Below are 23,429 nucleotides of genomic sequence, written 5' to 3'. Positions count from 1 at the left end.
TTAGTGCACACCGTTGAAGAGGCGCGACGGCCGCATCAGGCTCGGCCACTTCCAGATTTCCAGCGGGCTCGCGCCGCCGGCGATCGAGAAGAAGATGATATTGGCGCGGCCGACAAGGTTCTCTTCCGGCACATAGCCGACATTGAAGCGGCTGTCGGTGGAGTTGTCGCGGTTGTCGCCCATCATGAAATAGTGGCCGGCGGGCACGATGAATTCGCGCGTGTCGTCGCCAACACCATTGGGCGTCAGGTCGAGCGTGTCGTAGGACACGCCGTTGGGCAGCGTTTCCTTGTAAACGTCCACCGGGCGATTCACCTCGGTGACATCAGGATTGTCGATCTGCCCGACCTTCTCGCGCGGCACGGGCTGGTCGTTGATGAAAAGCTGGCCCTGACGCATCTGGATGCGGTCCCCGGGCAAGCCGATCACGCGCTTGATGTAGTCGATGGACGGGTTCGGCGGAAACTTGAATACCACGACATCGCCCCGCTCGGGGCCCGAGCCGAAGATGCGGCCGGAGAACAGCGGCGGCGAGAACGGGAAGGAGTGACGCGAATAGCCATAGGCCCACTTCGTCACGAAGAGGTAGTCGCCTTCGAGCAGCGTCGGACGCATCGAACCGGAAGGGATCGAGAAGGGCTGGAACAGGAAGGTGCGGATCACCAGCGCGAGCAGGAGCGCCTGGATGATGACGCTGAAGGTCTCCCCCAGCCCACCGCTTTTCTTTGCTTCTTTCTGCGCCACGCTCATGCATTCCTCAAATCAGGCCGTCAAATCGGGCTTGGGCGGGTCTTAGCGACTTGCCAAGCCCCCGGCAACGGCACTCCTTCGCTGCGATTGCGGCGCGAAGTTGTTCTTATGAATCCAGCGCTTCGATGATCACAAAAGCCTGCGCGAGCGGGAAGTCGTCCGTGATCGTCAGATGGATCGCAGCCGTCTTGCCGGCGGGCACCATCGAGGCCAGCCGCTCCGCCGCCCCATTGGTCAGCCGCATGGTCGGTTTCCCGCTGGGCAGGTTGACCACGCCCATGTCGCGCCAGAACACGCCTTGCGACAGGCCGGTACCGAGCGCCTTGGAACAGGCCTCCTTGGCCGCGAAGCGTTTGGCGTAGGACGCGGCGCGCTCCTTGCGGCGATCGGACTTCTGCCGCTCGATCTCGGTGAAGACGCGACTGGTGAAGCGCTCGCCATGACGCTCCAGCGTTTTCTCGACGCGCCGGATATCGATCAAATCGCTGCCGATGCCGATGATCATCAGATGTTCCGGCTGCCGGGTTTGACTGCGGGAATGGCTGCGAGTTCGGGTGGCAGCGCATCGGCGGGATAGGCCGGCACCTCATGCTCGGCAAGCGCGATGAGCGGAACGCCGATCTCGGCCTTGCCGGCGGAACGGTCGATGATGCAGGCAGCCGCCACGACTTCGGCCCCAAGCGCGCGCAGGCAATCCACGGTCTCACGGATCGAAAGGCCCGTTGTCACGATATCCTCCACGATCACGACGCGCGCGCCTGTCGCGATCTCGAAGCGGCGCAAACGGAACTCGCCCGCCTCACGCTCGACCCAGATGGCCGGAACCTTCAGATGGCGCGCGGTCTCATAAGCGGGGATCAGGCCGCCGATGGCAGGGCCGACGACGTAGTCGATCCCCTCGCCCACTTCAGCGCGAATGCGCTCGGCCAGCGCGCGGCAGAGCTTTTCCGTCTTGTCGGGATGCATGAAGACGCGGGCCTTCTGCAGAAAGACCGGGCTACGCAAGCCGGAGGTCAGGATGAAGTGACCTTCGAGAATGGCGCCCGCTTCGCGGAACACGTCCAGCACATCGTCTTTCTGCATCGCTCGTCTCACCCGTTCACGCGCCGCGCGTCACTCACACTCTGTGCATCGCGCAGGCGGGAGATGACACGGTTCAAGTGCTTCAATCCCCAGACTTCGAGATCGAACTGCATCTCGGTGAAGTCGGGCGCCGTGCGCGTCATGGTCAGCTTGTGAATGTTGGCGTCGTTCGACGCAATGACCTGAGCGATCTCGGCCAACGAGCCCGGCGAATTGATCGCCGTCACCGCGACACGCGCCGGGAAGCGCTCGCCGCTCGACTCATCGATATCCCAGCGCACGTCGATCCAGCGATCCGTGTGGTCGTCGAATTCCGTCAGGAGCGGCGACTGGATCGGGTAGATGGTGATGCCGACGCCCGGCTCCATGATGCCGACGATGCGGTCGCCCGGCACGGCCCCCTCCGGTCCGAAGCGCACCGGCAGATCGCCGCGAATGCCGCGGATGGGCACGGCCGAGCCGTTCCCGCCGCCATTCTTCTCGGACTTCTTGCCTTTCGAACGCCCTGGTATCTGGAACAGCATGCCGGCGGCGTTGCGCAGGTTGAACCACCCCTCCTCGCGCTCCTTGGGCGCCGCCTGCTGCTTGGCGCGCTCTTCCTTGTAGTCGGGGAAGACGGCGCGGACGACATCGGTGGAGGCCAATTCCCCGCGCCCGACAGCGGCGATCACGTCCTCTACATCCTTGCGCGCCAGACGATGCAGAACAGGCTTCAGCGCTTCCTTGGAGAAGCGGCGCCCCGCGCGTTCGAAGGCGCGGTCGAGGATGCGCATCCCAAGCCCCGAATATTGCTTGCGGATGGCCGTCTTGGTCGCGCGCCGGATGGCGGCGCGGGCCTTGGCGGTGACGACCATCGACTCCCAGGCGGCCGGCGGAACCTGGGCCTTGGAACGGATGATCTCGACGGAGTCGCCGTTTTCCAGCTCGGTCATCAATGGCATGATGCGGCCGTTGACCTTCACGCCCACGCAGGTGTCGCCGACATCGGTGTGCACCGCATAGGCGAAATCGATGGGCGTGGCCCCTTTCGGCAGTGCAATCAGCATGCCCTTGGGGGTGAAGCAGAAGACCTGGTCCTGAAACAGTTCGAGCTTGGTGTTTTCGAGGAAGTCCTCCGGGTTCTCGCCTTCCGCCAACTGCTCGATGGTGCGACGCAGCCAGGCATAGGCATTGGTATCCTTGGACAGCGCATGATCGACGCCGTTCGCGCCGGACGATCCCTTGTCCTTGTAGATCGAGTGCGCGGCCACGCCGTATTCGGCGATCTCGTTCATTTCCAGCGTGCGGATCTGCAACTCGATACGCTGGCGCGCGGGACCCACGATGGTGGTGTGGATCGAACGATAGTCGTTCTGCTTGGGCGTCGAGATGTAATCCTTGAAGCGGTTGGGCACCATCGACCACGTGGTATGCACCGCACCCAACGCGCGGTAGCAATCCTCGACGCGGTCGACGATCACGCGGAACCCGAAGATGTCGGAGAGCTGCTCGAAGGAGAGTGCCTTGGATTCCATCTTGCGGAAGACCGACCACGGCGTCTTCTGACGTCCCTTGACCTTGGCCTTGATGCCCTCGCGCTCGAACAGGCTGCACAGTGCCTTTTCGACGTCACCGATCACGCCCTTGTTCTGCGCGACGACCTCCGCCAGCCGCGAGGTCACGGTCTTGTAGGCGTCGGGGTTCACATGGCGGAAGGACAGTTCCTCCAGCTCCTCGCGCATGCCCTGCATGCCCATGCGCCCGGCCAGCGGCGCATAGATATCCATGGTTTCCTCGGCGATGCGAAGCCGCTTTTCGGGCGGCACGTGGTCGAGGGTGCGCATGTTGTGGAGACGGTCGGCGAGCTTGACGAGCAGCACGCGCACATCGTCCGAGATGGCGAGCAGCAGCTTGCGCAGGTTCTCGGCCTGCTGGGCTTTCTTGGAAACGAGATCAAGCTTCTTGAGCTTGGTCAGCCCCTCGACCAGCTTGCCCATGTCGCCGCCAAACAGCTCGTCGATCTCGGCGCGCGTGGCGCTCGTGTCCTCGATCGTGTCATGCAGGAGTGCGACGGCAATCGTCGCCTCGTCCAGATGCATGTCGGTCAGGATCGCGGCGACCTCGAGCGGATGCGAGAAATAAGGGTCGCCGGAAGCACGCTTCTGATGGCCATGCTTCTGCATGGCATAAACGTAAGCCTTGTTGAGAAGCGCTTCGTTGACATCGGCCTTGTAGCGGCCGACGCGTTCCACGAGCTCGTACTGGCGCATCATCGGGCGCGCGGAGTCCTCTCATAAACGAAAACATGCGCCGGCCGGGTCGGCACGACGCATGTCGGTAGATAGGCGCGAACCACGCTTCTGGGAAGCGCGGAAGGCCGCGATCGAGAACCTTTTGAGAATTCCCCGCCGGCCCTCCGCCGAGGATAGTCTCAAACGGGCTCTTAGTAGTCTTCCGTCTTTTCCGGCGGCACGAGGCCTTCGATGCCGGCGAGCAGGTCTTCTTCCGACATCTGGTCGAAGGCGATGTCGTCGTCGCGCTCGACTTCGGCCGTCGCAACCTCGGCGGTCGCATCGATCTCGGCAGCGGGTGCTTCCGGCTCGTCCACCTCGACATGCTTCTGCAGCGAGTGGATCAGGTCTTCCTTCAGATCGTCGGGCGACAGGGATTCATCGGCAATCTCGCGCAGCGCGACGACTGGGTTCTTGTCGTTGTCACGCGGCACGGTGATCTGCGCGCCCTGGCTGATCTGGCGGGCGCGATGGCCAGCGAGCAGAACCAGCTCGAAACGGTTATTGACCTTGTCGATGCAATCTTCGACGGTGACGCGGGCCATGGGCTGCCCCTTTCATCAATCGGAATGTCTGGGATTTTCCGCTCACATAGCGTCAGACGCTCTCTAACACAAGCGTGGAAGCTGTGGCTGATGCGCGCAATGGTATGATAACCTCTTGCTTCCCATAGCCGCCGCGCAATATCGAAGAAGAGTTCGATCTCTTCTCTGTTCCATATTGCCGCGTGAAGGTTTTTTGAATGTTTGATCCCCGCGAAAAGATCGCGCTCTTCATCGACGGAGCCAATCTTTACGCGACTTCGCGGGCGCTGGGGTTCGACATCGACTATCGCAAGCTGCTCGGAAGTTTCCAGAAGCGCGGTTATCTTTTGAGGGCCTATTACTACACCGCGCTCGTGGAAGATCAGGAATATTCCTCGATCCGACCGCTGATCGATTGGCTCGACTATAACGGCTACAAGGTCGTGACCAAACCGGCGAAAGAGTTCGTGGACGCGCTCGGGCGTCGCAAGATCAAGGGCAACATGGATATCGAGCTGGTGATCGACGCCCTCCAGCTCTCCGATTCCGTGGATCATTACGTGATCTTTTCGGGCGACGGCGATTTCCGCATCCTGGTCGATGCCTTGCAGCGCAAGGGACGCAAGGTCAGCGTGGTCTCCACCATCATCTCGCAGCCGCCGATGATCTCGGACGAGCTGCGGCGGCAAGCCGATCACTTCATCGACCTCAACTCGCTGAAATCCGAAGTCGGGCGAGACCCGTCCGAACGGCCGATGCGCAAGCCCGAGCCGGTCGCGCAGGATGCTGACGAGATCACATCTTGAGCGCTGCGCAGGCGGGAGAGCCTTCGCGCGATTGCCCACTATGCCCCAGGCTGGTGGCCTTCCGCGAAGAGTGGCGCCTGAAGGAGCCCAGCTGGCATAATGCGCCGGTCCCGCTTTGGGCAACAGCCGATGGCGACCAAAGCGTACGGCTTCTGATCGTCGGCTTGGCGCCGGGTCTGCGCGGTGCGAACCGTACGGGCCGTCCCTTCACCGGAGACTATGCGGGCGATCTTCTCTACAGCACCATGCTGGAATACGGCTTCGCGTCAGGTGTGTTCGAGGCACGCCCTGATGACAGTCTGCGGCTGAAGGGTTCGGCTATCGTCAACGCCGTTCGCTGCGTGCCGCCGCAGAACAAGCCGACGCCCGCCGAAATCACGACATGCCGCCAATTCCTCGAACCGGCATTCACACGCTTCGGGAAACTCAGTGCCGTGCTGGCACTCGGCTCGATCGCGCATCAATCGACGGTGCGCGCGCTCGGCGGAAAGGTTTCGCGCGAAAAGTTCGGGCATGGCTCGCGGCACGAGATCGGCGGGATCACGCTGTTCGGCAGCTATCACTGCTCGCGCTACAACACCAATACCGGCGTGCTGACCACGGACATGTTCCGCGCCGTTTTCGCGCAGATCAGGACATTCCTCGACGGAGCCGCTTAGCCGCGATCCTTTAGGAGACGAGCCTTTTCCCGGCCCCAATCGCGCTGCTTTTCGGTCTCGCGCTTGTCGTGCAGCTTCTTGCCTCGCGCAATGGCGAGCAGGAGCTTGGCGCGGCCACGGTCGTTGAAGTAGATCTTCAACGGCACCATGGTCATGCCCTCTCGCTCGACGCTTTGCGCCAAGCGTGCCCTCTCGCGCTTGCTGACCAGGAGCTTCCGGCGACGGCGCGGCTCATGGTTGAAGCGGTTGCCCTGCAGATATTCGGGCAGGTACGAGTTGATCAGCCAGATCTCGCCGTCTTCGGCCGAGGCATAGGATTCGCCGATATTGGCCTGCCCCTCGCGCAGGGACTTCACCTCCGTGCCGGTGAGCACGAGGCCGGTTTCGAGCGTGTCGATCACCTCATAGGCGAAGCGCGCCTTGCGGTTCTCGGCCACGGTCTTGTTGTTGGGATCCTTCTTGGGTGCCATGGCTCAGATATAGGTCTCTGGCCTGTTCAATTCATCAGCCCGGCATGGACGAGTGCCTCATCGATCTTCTCGGCCGTGGAGTTCTCGACGGTCACCAGCGGCGAGCGCACGCGGTTCGCGACCTTGCCAAGCTTTTCGAGCGCATATTTCGATCCCGACACACCCGCCTCGATGAAGATCGCCTTGTGCAGCGGCATCAAGCGGTCCTGCAACTCGAGCGCCTTGGCGTGATCGCCCGAAAGCGAGGCTTGCTGGAACTCGGCACAAAGACGCGGGGCGACGTTGGAGGTCACCGAGATTGCCCCCTGTCCGCCATGGGCATTGAAGCCGAGCGCGGAAGCATCCTCGCCCGACAGCTGGATGAAGTCGTGGCCGCAGGTGATGCGCTGTTCGGAGACGCGCTCGACCTTGCCGGTCGAATCCTTCACGCCGACGATATTCGAAAAATCCTTGGCAAGGCGGCCCATGGTTTCGGGCAGCATGTCGATCACCGAGCGGCCGGGAATGTTGTAGATCACGATCGGCAGCTTCACGGCCTTGGCCACAGCGGCGAAGTGCTCGTAGAGGCCGCGCTGGGTCGGCTTGTTGTAGTAAGGGGTGACGACCAGAACGGCATCCGCGCCGACTTCTTCGGCATGACGGGCGAGGCTGACGGCTTCGATCGTGTTGTTCGAGCCCGCCCCCGCGATCACCGGAACGCGGCCCTTCGCCGTTTCGACGCAGGCCTTCACGACGCGGGCGTGCTCTTCATGACTGAGCGTGGGCGACTCGCCGGTGGTGCCGACCGGCACGAAGCCGTTCGTGCCTTCGCCGATCTGCCATTCGACATAAGCGCGAAACGCGTCCTCATCCACCGAACCATCCGCGGCGAACGGGGTGACAAGTGCGGTGATCGATCCTCGAAACATGCGGAAGCAATCCTTGGGGTGCGCGGCATCGCGAGCGCGAAGTTGGGGCCCACGCATTGCCGACGGCCTGCAGGGAGCGGCGGCACCATAATGGCGGGTCGATGGCGGTTCAAGCGCCGTCACGAGCCCGTCGCATTTTGGCTTAAGCCTCCGTTCACCATGGTTCCCTACGGTTTGTTGAAGCGACCTTCCTCCCGTTTCCTGTATGGACGGTTCAGATGAAGCGAACAATGCTGCGTAAAAGACGGCTCGCCGCGCTGGGCGCTGCGACCATGCTGATCCTGCCTGCCACCTATGTGGTGGCCTCCGTCGAGCCACTCGGCTTTGCCTCTGGCGTGCCCACGCGCGAGAACCCATTCGACGCCGTCTTGGTGGCCGGCCCGATCGAACCCCTGCGGGACGCTCTCGCTGCGCTGGCCGCCGGCCGCGTAGGCGACGCGCTCAGTGCACGCGATGCGATGGGGAAGAACGCGCTCGACCGCAAAATCCTGACCTGGGCCATTGCCTATGGTGGGCGCAATGCGCCGAGCAGCGTGATCGCGGACGCGGCGCGGAGCCTGCCGGACTGGCCGGGTGCCGATACGTTCAAGCGCAACAGCGAGCGTGCGCTTTTTCGCGAACGCCCCGACGCCGCATATGTGGTCGCCACTCTGGGCGCGACAAAGCCTGAGACTTACGAGGGCACGATTCTTCTGACTCGCGCCTATTTGACGCTCGGCAAAGCCGATCAGGCGCGAAAACTGCTCTCGCCATACTGGCGCACCGCGAAGCTCGAAGCACCACAGGAAGCGCAGATCCTCAAGGAATTCGGCGCGGTCCTTCAGCCGATCGATCATCGACTGCGCTTGGAGCGCATGCTTTATGCGGAGCGCGTCAATTCTGCCCTGCGCGTCGCCTCGCTTGCCGATGCGGAGCCACTCGCCGAGGCGTGGGGCGCGGTGCTGCGCAGCGACAGGAACGCATCCGCCCTGCTCGACGCGGTGCCTGTCGCGCAACGCGGCGCGGGGTTCATGTTCGCCAAGGCGCGGCTTTTGCGTCGCCAGGGAAAGGACGAAGCGGCCGCGCAGGTGATGCTTCAGGCGCCGACCGACGTTGCGGCCCTGGTCGATCCCGATGCATGGTGGATCGAACGCCGGGTGCTTTCGCGCGAACTGGTCGATCTCGGCGATTTCAAAACGGCCTACCGTCTCGTTGCCGTTCATGCCGCCGAGAGCCCTGCCAATATTGCGGACGCCGAGTTTCATGCCGGCTGGTACGCGCTGCGCGGGCTTCACGACGCGAAACTCGCGGCCACCCATTTCGAGCGGATCGCGCCGAACGTCTCGGGCGCTATTTCCCTGTCGCGCGCCTATTACTGGATGGGACGCGCAGCCGAGGCGAGCGGGAGCACGACCAGCACCGAACTCTACCGGCGCGCCGCCGGCTTCGGCACGACCTTCTACGGGCAGCTGGCAGCAGAGAAGCTTGGCACGGGCCCCTCGGCGCTTCCCTCACTCTCGCCATCCGCGGAAGAGCGTTCAAAGTTTTCACAGCGTGATCCCGTCCGTGCCATCGAGCGGCTTCAAAGTGCCGGCTCAGCACGGCTAGCGAACGCGCTCTATCGCGGGCTGGCGGACGAGATCGGGAATCCGAACGATCTGGCGCTGCTCGCCGGCATGGCGGAAAGCGAGGGTAATCACTTCCTTGGTTTGCGAATCGCCAAGGCCGGTGCCGCACGCGGCCTCGAGATCGGTGCCCTCACCCACCCGCTCGGTGCCATTCCTGAAACCGCCGATGTGACGGCAGCGGGCAAGGCCTTGGCCTACGCCATCGCGCGGCAGGAAAGCGAGTTCAACACGGGTGCCGTTTCGGGTGCCGGCGCACAGGGGCTGCTTCAGCTCATGCCGAGTACGGCCAAACAGGTGGCGCTGAAGGCCGGCCTGCCTTTCGCGGTGGCACGCCTGACGACCGATCCGAGCTACAACGCGACATTGGGCGCGGCATACCTGCAGGAGCAACTCGATCGTTTCGGCGGCTCCTATATTCTCACCTTCGCCAGCTACAATGCCGGCCCCGGCCGTGTTCGCGGGTGGCTTCGAAAGTATGGCGATCCGCGCGGCCAAGATCTGGATGCGATCGTGGATTGGATCGAGCGGATTCCCTACGGAGAAACGCGCGCTTACGTGCAGCGCGTGATGGAAAACTATCAGGTCTACAAATTGCAGCTGACCGGCAAGGCGGATATCGGCCGAGATCTCGTTTCGGGGCGACAAGGCTAACGGAGGCTGGAAGCCAGAATCTGCCAATGGCCACCGGCTTCTTGTCGATCAAGGGAATAGTCGGGCTTTCGATGTCGAGACTGTCCCAAGAATGAGTCCCGTCCGTCATCGAGGGCATGACTGCCGACAACTCAGCCACAGAATAGTTGAAGCCATCGACCCATCACGGTCGCTCGGCGCGCTCGATTCTCGAGAGATATATACGCTGTTGAGGTTGCCGGAGCGCCGATCACGACCGGCCACCTTAGCGTGGGCGACGAGAGCCGGCTGGCCGCTCGCCCTCACTGCTTGCTCGAAAGAACACAACACGCCGCCACTCGGCTCGGCGAACAGTTTTCAGTCAGGCACATCATCCTCACAAAAGCAAAAAGCCCGGTGATTGCTCACCGGGCTTTCTGTTTTAAACGAACGTTCGATTAGAACGAGCGCTGGAAGCGGAGAACGCCACCGAACTCGTTGTCGTCGTCGCTGCTGCCACGACGCGGGTCGGTGTCGCTGCCGTAGTTGGCGTACACGACTTCAGGCGTGATCTTGAAGCCCGGAACGACTTCGTACGACACGTTCAGGTTGGCCTGGAAGGCTTCGCCTTCGTCATACGAGACCTGGCCGTTGATCGTGGCCTGCGGGGTCAGGACGTAGGAAGCGCCAGCCCAGACAGCGAAGCCGTCACCGCCGTTAGCCTGATCGTCGTCACCACCACGCCAGTTGCCGTAGAAGTTCGAGCCGTCGTTGAAGTCGAACTGATCGCCTTCCACGTCGCCGTCGTCGGTCTTGTAGCCGCCCATCACGAAGAGCGAGAAGGCGTCGTTGACGGTGAAGTCAACGCGGACCTTGCCAGCGAATTCTTCGTTGTTGGCGTCGTAAGCGGCGACGCCGGTGATGCCACCCCAGCCGCCGGTGTACTTCAGACCACCAACCACGTGCGGAACGTAGGAGTCGATCTCGTCCGAACCATTGCCTTCTTCAACCGACACTGCAGCCGAGAAGCCGTTGCCGAAATCGGCGGTGTAGGAGATGAGGTTCGTGTCATACGGGCCGAACGGAACGACCTGGTCGTCCTTGATCACGTTGCCAGCGTAGCCGGGGAACGTGGTGAAGAGCGACTCGTCCTTACCGACGCGGAAGCCACCGAGCTGGATCCAGGCGAAGTTGAGCGAAACGCCCGTGTCGTCGGTCGCATCGAACGGATCAGCAGCGTTGAAGCGGATGCCGGCCGAGTCGTTGCCGCCGTTGCCGTAGTTGAAACGCGTCTCAACGTAGGTGCGCAGCGTGCCGAGCTCGGTCTCCGAAGCGGTCGAAACCTGGAGCGAGAAGCGGGCGTTGGTGTTGTAGGTGTCGCTCTGGCCAGCGAGCAGGTCACCGCCGTTGATGTCGAAACGGACATAGCCGCCGACGCGCAGGCAGGTCTCGGTGCCGGGGATGTAGAAGTAACCGGTGCCGTAAACGTCGCAAACGCGAACGTATTCCATGGGCTCCGGCTCGGCCACGACCACTGCGTCAGCAGCGCGCGCACCCGAAACTGCAACCAGAGCTGCAGCTGAGCCGAGGAGCAGGCTCTTGATGTTCATTTTCTGACCTCCAGTCAAAGTTTCAAAGCGGGTCTGGGATTTCACTTGCTGAAGGACAGCTTTCCCTGCCCCATCCCCTTCTCGAAAAAGATGCGGGCCACCGCCCCTCTTTCGTGATCCACACTTACCAGCGCGGTTGGCCGGTTCAATCGCAATCAACCGTTCGGGGGGCCCTCAGAGGGGGGTTGGAAAATCCGTGTTGCGCAAAAGCCACGTTTTCGCGAAGGGCTTAGGAAAGCATTAAGATTTAAAGCAAGTTTGGCTCAAGCTTCAGCCTCCGGAGCCAAGGAACGAGCCAGAACAACCCACAAGAAGCGCATCGATCGTGCTGCCACCCGGATATTGCACTGCGCAATTAGACAGCCATCGCGCCGGAGCCACGACGAATCCTTAAGCGTAGCCGGCGCTCAGCCGAACGGCTCGGGCATCATCGCGATATGACTGGAAGGAGATTGTGCTGCGTGGCGGAGAGGAAGGGATTCGAACCCTCGAGAAGCTTGCACCTCTACGCCCTTAGCAGGGGCGCGCCTTCGACCACTCGGCCACCTCTCCGGTGGCACCCTGCTAAACGCAAAGAGGGCGCGACACAAGCCGCCATTGCAAGGATTCGTTTTCGTTCGCTCTCGATCGAGGCGTGACGGAGGGGCATGCGAAAGGACTGAATCCCTTCTGCTTTGACCAGTCGGCGCAACGAGATCCAAAATGGGCGCGCCGAGGTGTCGATCCTAATATTCGGACGCTAAGCGGAAACTTGTTCGACGAACACCGACGTCGAGGAACTTTGATTCTCAGCCCACGTTCGTTTGTCGATCGCGACAAAGCCGATCGTTCAAGAATGGATGTAGGAAGGAATCGCCATGAAGCTCAAAATGCTCTCCATTGCCGCGGTCGCCATTGCGATCTCCGGCAGCGCTTTCGCTCAATCCTCCACCGGTTCGCCGCGCCTGGACGACGCCACGATGATGGGCTCGTTCTACAGCGACTCTGAGATGAAGACGATGAAGACCGGTGACGAGTTCTCGGCCGCCATGCAGAACCTGAAGTCGGAGGACCGCGAAGCCATCTCCAACGAATGCAAGAACACCAACACCCAACATTCGAATTTCTGCGACGCGTTCAACGCCGCAAACAACAAGATGTAACTTCTGCTCCGCAGACAGTTCCCATGCGGCGGGCCTAGGCCCGCCGTTTTCGTTTGTTCGCTTCGATCTCATCTATCCTGCCAGAGAGTTTGGAGCCTCTTCCCGGCATTGCCGCATGGTTGCTCGCGCCTCACGAGTTCCATGGGTCTGATCGCTCGGCCCGGAGTTCCGAGCCCACGTCTTGAGCTTAGTGAACGGTCATCCAGTCGCGTGCTTCTTTAAGAGCGCGGGCGATGTCGCCCTTGTTCATGGTCGCCGACAGTTCAGCCCGGAGTTCCGCTGCGCGGGACGATCCCTTGATGGCGGCGATGTTGAACCATTTGTGGGCCGAGACGAGATCGACCGCGCAGTCGCGCCCCGTCGCATACATCATGCCCAGTTCGAGCAGGATATCGGCTTGCGCGACCGAGCCGGAAGCGCCGTGATCAAGTCCGAGAATTTCGAAACGTGCCATTGCTGTTTTCCCTGTCCTGTCTCGGGAAACCCGCCGCCTTTTTGCTTGGCAGTCTGATGTTTCCGATAGGCAGAGAATGCCCGACCGGGTTGAACACCGGCTTAAACGCCGTGCTTAACTCACTGAAAACAAACAATGAAGCGGAGGTTAAGCTCAGTTTTCGTTAAGCACCGCACCCCTTGCTCACCTTAGACTTCGAGTAAAATTCGCCTCGAATGCTTGGTGCCGCCGTTTACGCCGCGCTTACCGTGTTTTCGCGGAGGCGACTTCTTCCAAGCGGGCCTGATCCGCTTTAGCCTGTTGCCGGATCTGGAGGAGAACCATCATGACCCGTATCTTCACCCTCGCCGCCGGACTGCTGCTTTCCGCGACATTCGCCCATGCCGACCCGATCGAAGGAAACTGGCGCACCACGAGCGGCGCGACGGCCGCCATCGCGAGCTGCGGCGGCGCGTTTTGCATCGTGCTCAAGAGTGGCAAGCATGCCGGCAAGAAGATCGGCACATTCTCGACGAGCGGTGAGAACGCCTATGCGGGCGAAATCACCGATCCGACCAACGACAAGACCTATTCCGGCAAAGCCAGCCTGAGCGGAAACAACCTGAAGCTGGGCGGCTGCGTGCTCGGTGGGCTCATCTGCCGAAACGAGAACTGGTCACGGCTCTGAGGCGAGCTTGCCAGCGGTCTGGTTTGCGAGGCGGGCAAGTCGCTACGAGCCTCGCCTGCGGCCACAACATGAACGCCAGATGAACGAGGGAATCAGAGCGAGTTCAGTTCCGTGGCGAGAAAGTGGCGTCGTTCTCAGCGGATCGAACCATGCTCGCCCGTCGCTTCACCATCGTCTGCTTGATCACCGCGCTCTTCGGTGTCGCCTTGTCGATGATCGTCGAACGCAATGCGCGCAGCCGGCACCATTGGGTGGTGGGCGAGGTAACATGTGAAAGCCGCCTGCCGGGCGATTGCGTCAAGCGCACGCCTCTGACCTGAAAACGCTCCGACCCTCTCGCGGCTGTCACGGAGCTTCTTTATAAAGGCTCATGGACAAGCGTATTTATCCGACAGCGATCGAAACGATCGTCACACCCGAGACTTTCCCCCGCCAGACCTTCACCGATGCGGCAGAAGCCGTCGCTGCGCTGAAGGCTCTCTATGATCGCAACACCGGCTTCTTGCGCGATGCGTTCGAGTCGTTGCGGGACGGGGCGCAGCCGCATCGGCGGTTTCGCGCGTTCTACCCCGAAGTCAGCGTCGCAAGCGTTTCCTATACCAATGTCGATTCGCGTCTTGCCTATGGCCACATGCCGGCGCCCGGTATCTATGCGACGACGGTCACGCGGCCGGACCTCTTCGAGAATTACCTGCTCGACCAGCTTCGGCTGATCATGCGCAACCATGGCGTCTCGATCACCGTCAGCGAATCGGAAACGCCGATTCCGCTGCATTTCGCCTTCCTGGAAGGCGCATCGGTCGATGGCGCGATCGCGGAGCGGCTCGACCGGCCACTGCGTGACATCTTCGATGTGCCGGATCTCAAGGGCACCGACGACCATATCGCCAACGGCACGTTCGAAGCGATGGCGGGCGAGCCGATGCCCCTGGCGCCATTCACCGCGCAGCGCATCGATTATTCCCTGCATCGCCTCAGCCACTACACCGCGACCAGCCCGAAGCATTTCCAGAACTTCGTGCTGTTCACCAATTACGGCTTCTATATCGACGAGTTCTGCCTTTACGCACGCGACCTGATGGCAGAGGGCGGCAAGGGCTACTCGGCCTTCATCGAGCCCGGCAACATGATCACACAGGCCGGCAGCACGCGTCCCGAACAGGGGGCCACGCCGGGGCGCATGCCTCAGATGCCGGCCTATCACCTCGTGAAGCCGGATTCGGGCGGCATCACCATGGTCAATATCGGCGTCGGCCCCTCCAACGCGAAGACCATCACCGACCATATCGCGGTGCTGCGTCCGCATGCGTGGCTGATGCTTGGTCACTGCGCCGGTTTGCGGAACACGCAGGCGCTCGGCGACTATGTGCTGGCGCATGCCTATGTGCGTGAAGACCACGTGCTGGATGACGACCTGCCCGTGTGGGTGCCGATCCCGCCTCTGGCCGAGGTTCAGGTGGCGCTTCAGGAGGCGGTGGCGGAAATCACCGGGCTGTCGGGCTACGATCTCAAGCGCATCATGCGCACGGGTACGGTGGCGACCATCGACAACCGGAACTGGGAGCTGCGCGAGCAGCGCGGACCGGTGCAGCGGCTTTCGCAGTCACGCGCCATCGCGCTCGACATGGAGTCGGCCACGATCGCGGCCAACGGCTTCCGCTTCCGGGTGCCCTACGGGACGCTTCTCTGCGTGTCCGACAAGCCGTTGCATGGGGAACTGAAGCTGCCGGGCATGGCGACCGACTTCTACAAGCGGCAGGTCAACCAGCATCTCGCGATCGGCATCCGCGCCGTCGAGAAACTGGCCGAGATGCCGCCGGAGCGGTTGCACTCGCGCAAGCTGCGCTCCTTCTCAGAAACCGCTTTCCAATAAACGGGTAACGGAAGGCCCGCGCTAGTCGCGGACCAGTCCGCCGATCAGGTGGTGCACATTGCCGCCTTCCCGATGTTCGACCTTGTCGAAGCGGACCTGCTGCGCCTCATATTTTGCATAGACGGCGCTGATCTTGCGCTGGGCGGCAGCGAGGGTCTTCTTGCATTTCGGGTCGTCCCGGCTCGACAGACCGATCAGGGATTTCTCGGCTGTGCGCATCATCTGCTGCGCAAGCGCGCCATGATGCTCCTCATGCGTCTTCACGCCGGAAAAGAACTTCGACCAGCGACGCTGCAGGTCGGGCGAAACATCGTTGGCGATCTTCGGGTAGGTATAGGTCATGTTGAGAAGGCCATCGGCCTTCGCCAGGCGGCATGATCCGTTCCGGGTCTCCCACTCGAACTTCCAGCCGACGGTATACTTGGTCTGTGCGATGGCGCGGGTGGTGAAACCTTGGCGTGGTCCCTTGCGATCCATCGCCGCGACCAGAGCCTCACCGGTCTTGCCGGAGATACTATAGGTCTTCGTCTTGGTTTCGACTTTGGTGTCGGCCTGAGCGGGAGCGGCCAGAACAACACCCGCCCCCAGCGCCACTGCCAGCGCAACTTTGTTCATTGAAGTCCCCTTGGTTCTTTTGAAGCAAGAGGATCATAGAGGTGCTTTGCTGGCAAGCATGTGACAACTACCGAGCGGCCACTTGGCGGTAACTTTTTACATATTCGCGTAGACCGGCCCTTCGCCGCCCTGGGGTGGGACCCAGTTGATGTTCTGGTTGGGGTCCTTGATGTCGCAGGTTTTGCAGTGCACGCAGTTCTGCGCGTTGATCACGAAGCGCGCATCTGCGGCATGATGGGAGACATCCGCGCCCTTCTCGGGCGAGAGCGGGCCGCCGGTGAGCCCGTTGCCGTCCTTGTCCACCCATTCATAAACGCCTGCCGGGCAGTAGCGCGTGGAAGGCCCGGCAAAGACTTCGTATTCGGACCGCTTCTGCAATTCCATGTCCCTGACCTGAAGGTGAACCGGCTGGTTCTCCTCGTGGTTGGTCGAGGACAAGAAGACGGACGACAAACGGTCGAAGGTCACCTTGCCGTCGGGCTTGGGGTAATGGATGCGCTTGTGCTTCTCCGCAGGCTCGAGAGCCGCATAGTCGGGCTTGCCGTGGCCGAGCGTGCCGAAGAACGAGAAGCCGAAGAGCTGGTTGGTCCACATGTCGAGACCGCCCAAGCCGATGCCCAGAAGCGTGCCGAACCTGGACCAGAGCGGCTTGACGTTGCGCACGCGCTCGAGGTCGCGGCCGATGTCGCTTTGGCGCCAGCCTTCTTCATAAGCGGTGAGCTCGTCATTGGTGCGGCCTTGCGCCAAGGCTGCCACCACGGTCTCGGCCGCCTGCATGCCCGACAGCATCGCATTGTGCGAGCCCTTGATGCGCGGCACGTTCACGAAGCCCGCCGAACAGCCGATCAAGGCACCCCCGGGGAAGACGAGCCTGGGCACCGACTGGTAGCCGCCTTCGGTGATCGCACGCGCGCCATAAGAGATGCGCTTGCCGCCTTCGAAGACCGCGCGCACGGCCGGGTGGTCCTTGAAGCGCTGGAACTCTTCGAAGGGCGAGAGATAGGGGTTCTTGTAGTTGAGGTGGACAACAAAGCCCACCGACACCAAGCCCCCTTCGAGGTGGTAGAGAAACGAGCCGCCGCCCGTGCGGCCATCGAGCGGCCAGCCGAACGAATGCTGGACGAGACCGGCCTTGTGCTTCGTCGGATCGATCTGCCACACTTCCTTGAGGCCGATGCCGAACTTCGCCGGCTCGCAGTTCTTGTCGAGCCCGTAGCGCGCGATCAGCTTCTTGGCGAGCGAGCCACGCGCGCCCTCACCCACCAGCACATATTTGCCCATCAACGCCATGCCCGGCGTGAATGACGGCCCCTCTTCGCCCGAGCGCTCCACGCCCATGTCGCCGGTGATCACGCCGGTGACGGCACCCTCCTCGTTGTAGACGAGCTCAGCGCCTGCAAAGCCCGGATAGATCTCCACCCCCAGCGCCTCGGCGTGTCCCGCCAGCCAGCGGCACACATTGCCCAGGCTCACGACGAAGTTGCCGTGATTGCTCATCAAGGGCGGCATCAGGAAATTGGGCAGGCGGAGCGCGCCGGAATGACCCAGAAACAGGAACTGGTCGTCCGTCACCGGCGTCTTGAAGGGATGATCCTCTTCCTCACGCCAGCCGGGCAGCAAACGATCCACCGCAATCGGATCGACCACCGCACCCGACACGATATGCGCGCCAACCTCGCCGCCCTTTTCCAAGACCACAACCGACAGGTCGGGATCAAGCTGCTTGAGCCGGATCGCAGCCGCCAAACCCGCAGGCCCAGCTCCCACGATCACAACGTCGAATTCCATGCTCTCGCGTTCAATGTCGGTCATCCACGATACGCAAGTGCCATTTCGGCCTCGCGCCCTTCCACTTGAATTCCGTTTGCCTGCTTATCGATGGAATAAGCGAAAGCAGTTCCTTTGTTATACGCCTAAGCGACATCTCACAGCAGCCTGCCGTCATCGACGGGCGCCGATGTCTCGGCGATCACATGAAGGTCAATATGCAAGCCCGCAATTTCACGAGACGCCAGCGCCTTCGCTGCGGCATAGTGACCGTGCCATGCGGTGCGGCCCAATCGCTCTGCCTTCAATGCGGTCGGTTTTGCCGGTGCTCGCGGCCACCCTCGGCATCGTGCCGATCGCGCGAAGCGACGAGGTGCGTTCGGCGCGGCATGAATGGACCGCCGGCGCTTATTCGTTTTCCGACGAGCTCGGCGGGTTCACCATCTGGAGCGTGAGCGGCATCGGCACGCGGGCAGACCCTGTCGTCATCCGGCAGACGCTTCATTCCGCAAGCCCGGTGACGATCGTGATCCGAGCGGTCGGCCCCCTCCAGCCGTTCGGCCGCCCGGGGCTCAGTGCCAACGGCTTCATATCGCTTCACCTCGAAACGCGAAACGGCAGCGGGCAGGCCTGGCTGGAATTCGAGTTCGAATTGCAGGAGCGTTTCGGCGTGCCGAGCACGTTCGGCGACGGCCTCTCCTTCGATCAGCGCCGCACGGAAAGCGCCAGCGTGGCTTCGAGCGCGTTTCGCCACCACAGCCGCGACTTCGAGCCCTATGATCGCCTGCTCTTCAGCGAAGGCAAGGTCGATCCGGCCAGGGCAGCCGGCTTCGACTTCCTGATCACGTATTTCACGCCGCGCGCGACCTTCTATCTCGCTCAGGACCCGCGTATTCCGTTCTCCTGATCTTGCAATCGACCGCGGAGAGACGGACATAGGCACGATGTCAGCCGCGGAGATGAGCCGGGACGATCTGTTGAGCCTGCTGTCCTTCTACAAGGATGCGGGGGTGACGGACGCGCTTGCGGACGTACCGCTGGACCGCTTCAACGAGCCCGAGCCGGTGCGTGCCGAGCCGGAGCCCCCGCAGACGTCGCTCTTCGAGAAACAGGCCCGCGCGCCGCTGAAGGCGCCATCGCAGCCGGCACCCTCGCGGCCCGTTTCACGCCCCAGCGTTCCCGACGAGGGCCAGGCGGCGCTCGCGCGGGAGCAGGCGGCCAACGCCCAGACGCTCGACGCGCTGAAGGCGGCGATGGAAGAATTCAATGGCTGCAACCTCAAATTCACGGCCAAGAACATCGTCTTTTCCGACGGCAATCCGGCCGCCGATCTCATGCTGATCGGCGAAGCGCCGGGACGCGACGAGGACATCGAGGGCCTGCCTTTCGTCGGACGCTCGGGGCAATTGCTCGACCGCATGCTGGCGGCCATCGGCATCGACCGCACATCCGCTTATGTCGCCAACGTCCTGCCTTGGCGCCCGCCGGGCAATCGCACGCCAACGCCGCAGGAAACCGAAATCTGCCGGCCCTTCATCGAGCGCCAGATCGAGCTGGCCGCGCCCAAGGTTCTGGTGGCCCTCGGTGGGTCTTCCGCCAAGGTGCTGCTCGGTGCCGCGGAAGGCATCCTCCGGCTGCGCGGGAACTGGAAAACCTATACGACGCCGGGCGGCGTCGAGATCCCGCTGATGCCGACGCTGCATCCGGCCTATCTGCTGCGCACGCCGGCGCATAAGCGGCTTGCCTGGCGCGACTTTCTCGAAGTCAGCGCCAAGCTACGCGGCGAGTAGCCTCACTTCGGCGAGATTTCCCGCGCCTTCAGCTGCGGCACGTTCAATTTGCGCTCGCGCCAGATGATGACGAGGCCCGACAGGATCACGATGGCGCTGCCGATGATGACATAGAGGGTGGGCACCTCGCCGAACAGGACGAAGGCCACCGCGATGCCGATCAGGATCGAGGTGTATTCGAAAGGCGCCACTGTGGAGAGATCGGCGTGACGATAGGCCTCCGTCATCAGCATCTGCCCTGCCCCGCCGAAGAAGCCGCCGAGAACGAGGACTGCCGCCTGCCAAGGCTGGAGCGCCTGCCAGCCGAAAGGCAGTGTCAGCAGCGAGGCGGCGGAGGCGCTGAGTGAGAACCAGAGCACGATGGTCGCGGTGCGCTCGGTCTGCACGAGCCTTCGCACGAGCGTGATCGCGCAGGCCGAGATCGCCGCGGCGCTCAGGCTCACGATGACACCGATGGTCTCGCTCGACTCCAGACCGGTGCCGCCCGAAAGCAGCGTGAGCTTCGGCCATGAGATCACCAGAACACCGATGAAGCCGACCGCCACCGCGCTCCAGCGGTAGATGCGAACGGTTTCGCCCAGGAAGAGCGCGCCCACGACCACGATGATCAGCGGCTGCGCGTAGCCGAGCGCGATCCATTCGGGCAGCGGAAGGAGCGTGAGCGAGTAGAAGCCCAGCCACATGGAAACGACGCCGACACCGCCACGCATGATGTGAGAAATCGGATGGTCGGTTTTCAGGGCGCCCGACAGCTTACCCTGCCATGCCAGCACTGCGACGATCGGGAAGACGGCGAAGAAGGAGCGGAAGAAGACCAGCTGCCCCGGCGGCAGAGGGCCGGCATATTTGAGGCAGGATTGCATGCCCACGAAAGCGAGAACGGAAACGATCTTGAGCGTAATGCCCCATAGCGGACCGCTACGGGATGCTGGTCTGGGCAAAAGCCTTTTCCTCTTCGGACCCGGCAAGGAGAGCGCTTGGCAGCGCGGGTCTTTCGCGCAACGCTCGGCAGGGATGGGAGACGGTGCTCAATTACGCCGACGCGCGGTTTTGTCGAGGGGTGAAACGCGCTAGACGCCTTCGAACCTGCGCCGGAACAGTGTCGGCGCCACTTGCGTGCCGGAGAATTGCAGCTTGATGCGCCAGGAGAAGAACCGCGTTTTCCGGTTGGAAGACTACCGGCCGAGCCCGTTCCGTATACCGGAATCGCATCTGACCTTCGAACTTGAGCCAGATGCGACAGTTGTTCGTGCCAAGCTGCTCTTCGAGCGGGCTGACGACACGCGGGCCGACGCGCCTCTGGTGCTGGATGGCGATGAACTCGAGCTGATCGAAGCGAGGCTGGATGGCGCATTGCTTGGGGCAGACGCTTTCACTGCCGCACCCGACCGCTTCGAACTGAAGGCCCCGCCCGCGAGCGGCCGCTTTACGCTGGAACTCGTCACCCGCATCGTGCCCTCGCGCAACACGACGCTGATGGGGCTTTATCGTTCAGGCGGCAATTACTGCACGCAATGCGAGGCGGAAGGCTTCCGCCGGATCACGTACTATCTCGACCGGCCGGATGTGCTCTCGGTCTACACGGTTCGGATTGAGGCGAAGAAGAGCGAAGCGCCGCTGCTTCTGTCGAATGGAAATCCTGTCGAAAACGGTGATCTCGGCGGCGGACGGCACTATGCCGTCTGGCACGACCCGTTTCCAAAACCGTCGTACCTCTTCGCGCTCGTGGCAGGCGATCTCGGCGTGGTGCGAGACAGGTTCACCACAATGTCGGGCCGCCCGGTCGAACTCGGCATCTATGTCGAGCACGGCAAGGAGAACCGGGCAGGCTATGCCATGGATGCGCTGCGCCGTTCCATGCGCTGGGACGAAGAGGTGTTCGGTCGCGAATACGATCTGGACGTGTTCAACATCGTCGCCGTATCCGACTTCAACATGGGGGCGATGGAGAACAAGGGCCTCAACATCTTCAATGACAAATATGTGCTGGCCGACGAGGAAACGGCGACCGACACGGATTTCGCCAATATCGAGGCGATCATCGCCCACGAATATTTCCACAATTGGACCGGCAATAGAATCACTTGCCGCGACTGGTTCCAGCTCTGCCTGAAGGAAGGGCTGACGGTTTATCGCGATCATGAGTTCTCGGCCGACCAGCGCTCGCGCGCGGTCGAGCGCATCGCCGATGTGCGAACGCTCCGCGCGCACCAGTTTCCCGAGGATCAAGGGCCGCTCGCCCATCCGGTGCGCCCGCGCCGCTATCGCGAGATCAACAACTTCTACACGGCCACCGTCTACGAAAAGGGATCGGAAGTGGTGCGCATGATCCGCACCATTCTCGGCCCCGACGATTTCCGGCTCGGCATGGACCTTTATTTCGCGCGTCACGACGGCGACGCGGCGACGATCGAGGATTTCATCACAGTCTTCGAAGAGGTGTCGGGCCGCGACTTGTCGCAGTTCGCGCTCTGGTATCATCAGGCGGGCACGCCCAGCATTGCGGTTACCTCGAACCACGATCCCAAGCGCGGTGAGCTGGTTGTCGAGATCGAGCAGTCGGTGCCGCCCACACCCGGCGAAACCCGCAAGCGGCTGATGCATATCCCCCTCGCCTTCGGGCTCGTGGGCACGGATGGCCGGGACGTGACCTACCGCTCCGCCGAGGGCGCGACTGTCGAGAACGGCGTGATCCATTTGCGCAAGCGGCGGCATGTGATCCGGTTCTCAGGCTTGAACGAGCGCCCGGCACTTTCGCTCAACCGTGGCTTCTCGGCGCCCGTCACGCTGACACTCGAGCAGAAGCGCGAGGACCAGCTCTTTCTTGCCCGCAACGACAGCGACCCGTTCTCGCGCTGGCAGGCTTTCACCAAACTCGTTTCCGACGCCCTGATCGACGGTTCCCGTCGCTCGCGCGGGCAGAAGCCCTTAGAATGGCCCGCGGATCTTCTGCAGCTCGCAGGCGACATCGCGACAGACGGGAAACTCGAAGCGGCATTCCGCGCTCTGACGCTGTCCCTGCCGTCGGAAGCCGATATCGCGCGCGAGATCGGATCGAACATCGACCCGGACACGGTTCACGCGGCCCGCAACGGGCTGGTCTTCGCCATAGCCCAGGCCAATGGCGAACGGCTCGCGCCAGTGTACGACTCTCTTGCCGACATGGGCCCGTTTTCGCCCGACGCGGCGAGTGCTGGGCGCCGGGCCTTGCGCAATACGCTCCTGGACTATCTTGCAACGCTGCCCGGCGGTAAGGAGCGGGCGGCAGCGCATTTCACCAGTGCATCCAATATGACGGATCGCGCCGCCGGCCTGAGCGTACTCGCTCATCGCCACTCAGGCACGGAACAAGCCGAGCAAGCGCTCGAAGCATTCGAGGCGCGCTTTGGCGACAACCCGCTCGCCATGGACAAATGGTTCACGATCCAGGCCATGGTCCCGGGTGCCTCGACCGTCGACAGGGTTCGCGCGTTGACGGCTCACCCCGCCTATTCCGGCAACAACCCGAACCGCGTGCGCGCGCTTGTCGGGAGTTTCGCGAGCGGGAACCAGACCGGCTTTCACCGGCCCGATGGCGCCGGCTATCGATTGCTCGCGGATGTGGTGATCGATCTGCAGCAAAAGAACCCGCAACTCGCTGCTCGGCTCGCGACGGCGCTGCGCTCGTGGCGATCGGTCGAACCCCAGCGTCAAGCGAAAGCGCGTGAAGCACTTCTGCACATTGCCGCTGTGGAGAACCTTTCGACGGATGTGCGCGATATCGTGGAGCGCACCCTCGCGTAGCGTCATGTGCTGAATCGATTCGCTGCGATAAGCCTGCGGAAA

Annotated in this window: 23 protein-coding genes and 1 tRNA gene; 10 read left to right on the top strand and 14 right to left on the bottom strand. The window is 62.5% G+C overall.

The genetic code is table 11. The features are described 5' to 3' along the window. The 5 genes from lepB to rpoZ form a co-directional block, all read right to left on the bottom strand. Nucleotides 1–750, bottom strand: coding sequence for a signal peptidase I (gene lepB, locus NGM99_RS02610; RefSeq protein WP_252815635.1), 750 nt, complete (start codon nucleotides 748–750; stop codon nucleotides 1–3). Between the two features lie 106 nt (nucleotides 751–856). After that, nucleotides 857–1,255, bottom strand: coding sequence for a holo-ACP synthase (gene acpS / locus NGM99_RS02605; protein ID WP_252815634.1), 399 nt, complete (start codon nucleotides 1,253–1,255; stop codon nucleotides 857–859). Next, a complete protein-coding gene (gene pyrE / locus NGM99_RS02600) occupies nucleotides 1,255–1,833 on the bottom strand; it encodes an orotate phosphoribosyltransferase (RefSeq protein ID WP_252815633.1) in 579 nt (192 codons plus the stop codon). Before pyrE ends, acpS begins: the two co-directional genes overlap by 1 nt. Before the next feature lie 8 nt (nucleotides 1,834–1,841). Further along, complete coding sequence (locus tag NGM99_RS02595; protein ID WP_252815632.1) at nucleotides 1,842–4,085, bottom strand: RelA/SpoT family protein; 2,244 nt, start codon at nucleotides 4,083–4,085, stop codon at nucleotides 1,842–1,844. 170 nt (nucleotides 4,086–4,255) lie between these two features. Further along, nucleotides 4,256–4,648: a DNA-directed RNA polymerase subunit omega gene (gene rpoZ / locus NGM99_RS02590; protein ID WP_252815631.1), complete on the bottom strand. Its 393-nt coding sequence runs from the start codon at nucleotides 4,646–4,648 to the stop codon at nucleotides 4,256–4,258. A 197-nt stretch (nucleotides 4,649–4,845) separates the two neighbouring features. Here rpoZ and NGM99_RS02585 point away from each other — a divergent pair, with 197 nt between their 5' ends. Next, complete coding sequence (locus NGM99_RS02585; RefSeq protein WP_252815630.1) at nucleotides 4,846–5,433, top strand: LabA-like NYN domain-containing protein; 588 nt, start codon at nucleotides 4,846–4,848, stop codon at nucleotides 5,431–5,433. Then, nucleotides 5,430–6,092: a uracil-DNA glycosylase gene (locus NGM99_RS02580; RefSeq protein WP_252815629.1), complete on the top strand. Its 663-nt coding sequence runs from the start codon at nucleotides 5,430–5,432 to the stop codon at nucleotides 6,090–6,092. Before NGM99_RS02585 ends, NGM99_RS02580 begins: the two co-directional genes overlap by 4 nt. Here the strand turns inward: NGM99_RS02580 and smpB are convergent. Together smpB and dapA are read right to left on the bottom strand one after the other, a co-directional pair. Continuing rightward, the gene (smpB, locus tag NGM99_RS02575) at nucleotides 6,089–6,562 is read right to left on the bottom strand and encodes an SsrA-binding protein SmpB (protein ID WP_252815628.1); all 474 of its coding nucleotides are present in this window, start codon (nucleotides 6,560–6,562) and stop codon (nucleotides 6,089–6,091) included. The genes NGM99_RS02580 and smpB overlap by 4 nt on opposite strands. A gap of 26 nt (nucleotides 6,563–6,588) precedes the next feature. Continuing rightward, nucleotides 6,589–7,470 carry a 4-hydroxy-tetrahydrodipicolinate synthase gene (gene dapA, locus NGM99_RS02570; RefSeq protein WP_252815627.1) on the bottom strand — a complete coding sequence of 294 codons (882 nt, stop codon included), beginning with the start codon at nucleotides 7,468–7,470 and terminating at the stop codon, nucleotides 6,589–6,591. 230 nt (nucleotides 7,471–7,700) lie between these two features. Between dapA and NGM99_RS02565 the strand changes: the two genes are divergently transcribed. Next, a complete protein-coding gene (locus tag NGM99_RS02565; RefSeq protein ID WP_252815625.1) occupies nucleotides 7,701–9,728 on the top strand; it encodes a lytic transglycosylase domain-containing protein in 2,028 nt (675 codons plus the stop codon). 416 nt (nucleotides 9,729–10,144) lie between these two features. Here NGM99_RS02565 and NGM99_RS02560 read toward each other — a convergent pair whose 3' ends face one another. Together NGM99_RS02560 and NGM99_RS02555 are read right to left on the bottom strand one after the other, a co-directional pair. Next, nucleotides 10,145–11,296 carry a porin gene (locus NGM99_RS02560; protein WP_252815623.1) on the bottom strand — a complete coding sequence of 384 codons (1,152 nt, stop codon included), beginning with the start codon at nucleotides 11,294–11,296 and terminating at the stop codon, nucleotides 10,145–10,147. Nucleotides 11,297–11,758: 462 nt separating this feature from the next. Then, nucleotides 11,759–11,848, bottom strand: a tRNA-Ser gene (locus tag NGM99_RS02555). Between the two features lie 305 nt (nucleotides 11,849–12,153). Here NGM99_RS02555 and NGM99_RS02550 point away from each other — a divergent pair. Then, nucleotides 12,154–12,438 carry a hypothetical protein gene (locus tag NGM99_RS02550; protein WP_252815621.1) on the top strand — a complete coding sequence of 95 codons (285 nt, stop codon included), beginning with the start codon at nucleotides 12,154–12,156 and terminating at the stop codon, nucleotides 12,436–12,438. A gap of 187 nt (nucleotides 12,439–12,625) precedes the next feature. Here NGM99_RS02550 and NGM99_RS02545 read toward each other — a convergent pair whose 3' ends face one another. Beyond that, nucleotides 12,626–12,892 carry an SEL1-like repeat protein gene (locus tag NGM99_RS02545; RefSeq protein ID WP_252815619.1) on the bottom strand — a complete coding sequence of 89 codons (267 nt, stop codon included), beginning with the start codon at nucleotides 12,890–12,892 and terminating at the stop codon, nucleotides 12,626–12,628. A gap of 325 nt (nucleotides 12,893–13,217) precedes the next feature. On the opposite strand from NGM99_RS02545, the gene NGM99_RS02540 reads away from it, so the two are divergent. From NGM99_RS02540 to NGM99_RS02530, 3 genes are all read left to right on the top strand, one after another. Beyond that, nucleotides 13,218–13,559 (top strand): DUF2147 domain-containing protein, encoded by a 342-nt coding sequence (locus tag NGM99_RS02540; protein ID WP_252815618.1) that lies wholly within the window; start codon nucleotides 13,218–13,220, stop codon nucleotides 13,557–13,559. A 149-nt stretch (nucleotides 13,560–13,708) separates the two neighbouring features. Then, nucleotides 13,709–13,879: a hypothetical protein gene (locus NGM99_RS02535; RefSeq protein WP_252815616.1), complete on the top strand. Its 171-nt coding sequence runs from the start codon at nucleotides 13,709–13,711 to the stop codon at nucleotides 13,877–13,879. A gap of 50 nt (nucleotides 13,880–13,929) precedes the next feature. Next, nucleotides 13,930–15,432 (top strand): AMP nucleosidase, encoded by a 1,503-nt coding sequence (locus tag NGM99_RS02530; RefSeq protein WP_252815614.1) that lies wholly within the window; start codon nucleotides 13,930–13,932, stop codon nucleotides 15,430–15,432. A 21-nt stretch (nucleotides 15,433–15,453) separates the two neighbouring features. On the opposite strand, the gene NGM99_RS02525 is transcribed toward NGM99_RS02530, so the two are convergent. From NGM99_RS02525 to NGM99_RS21565, 3 genes are all read right to left on the bottom strand, one after another. Continuing rightward, nucleotides 15,454–16,047, bottom strand: a complete 594-nt coding sequence (locus NGM99_RS02525; RefSeq protein WP_252815612.1) for a DUF922 domain-containing protein — start codon at nucleotides 16,045–16,047, stop codon at nucleotides 15,454–15,456. Nucleotides 16,048–16,143: 96 nt separating this feature from the next. Beyond that, nucleotides 16,144–17,859: an electron transfer flavoprotein-ubiquinone oxidoreductase gene (locus tag NGM99_RS02520; RefSeq protein WP_252815610.1), complete on the bottom strand. Its 1,716-nt coding sequence runs from the start codon at nucleotides 17,857–17,859 to the stop codon at nucleotides 16,144–16,146. 113 nt (nucleotides 17,860–17,972) lie between these two features. Next, nucleotides 17,973–18,107, bottom strand: coding sequence for a hypothetical protein (locus NGM99_RS21565; protein WP_289852293.1), 135 nt, complete (start codon nucleotides 18,105–18,107; stop codon nucleotides 17,973–17,975). Between the two features lie 14 nt (nucleotides 18,108–18,121). Here NGM99_RS21565 and NGM99_RS02515 point away from each other — a divergent pair, with 14 nt between their 5' ends. Further along, the gene (locus tag NGM99_RS02515) at nucleotides 18,122–18,721 is read left to right on the top strand and encodes a hypothetical protein (protein ID WP_435371369.1); all 600 of its coding nucleotides are present in this window, start codon (nucleotides 18,122–18,124) and stop codon (nucleotides 18,719–18,721) included. A gap of 37 nt (nucleotides 18,722–18,758) precedes the next feature. Continuing rightward, complete coding sequence (locus NGM99_RS02510; protein ID WP_252815606.1) at nucleotides 18,759–19,604, top strand: uracil-DNA glycosylase; 846 nt, start codon at nucleotides 18,759–18,761, stop codon at nucleotides 19,602–19,604. Nucleotides 19,605–19,606: 2 nt separating this feature from the next. Here the strand turns inward: NGM99_RS02510 and NGM99_RS02505 are convergent, their stop codons facing one another. Continuing rightward, nucleotides 19,607–20,545, bottom strand: a complete 939-nt coding sequence (locus tag NGM99_RS02505) for a DMT family transporter (RefSeq protein WP_252815603.1) — start codon at nucleotides 20,543–20,545, stop codon at nucleotides 19,607–19,609. 196 nt (nucleotides 20,546–20,741) lie between these two features. On the opposite strand from NGM99_RS02505, the gene pepN reads away from it, so the two are divergent. Beyond that, nucleotides 20,742–23,387, top strand: a complete 2,646-nt coding sequence (gene pepN / locus NGM99_RS02500; protein WP_252815601.1) for an aminopeptidase N — start codon at nucleotides 20,742–20,744, stop codon at nucleotides 23,385–23,387. Nucleotides 23,388–23,429: the final 42 nt, after the last annotated feature.

The sequence above is a fragment of the Mesorhizobium liriopis genome (genome assembly GCF_024053505.1).
GTDB classification, from domain to species: domain Bacteria; phylum Pseudomonadota; class Alphaproteobacteria; order Rhizobiales; family Rhizobiaceae; genus Mesorhizobium_B; species Mesorhizobium_B liriopis.
This window is presented reverse-complemented; position numbering and strand designations above follow the sequence as displayed.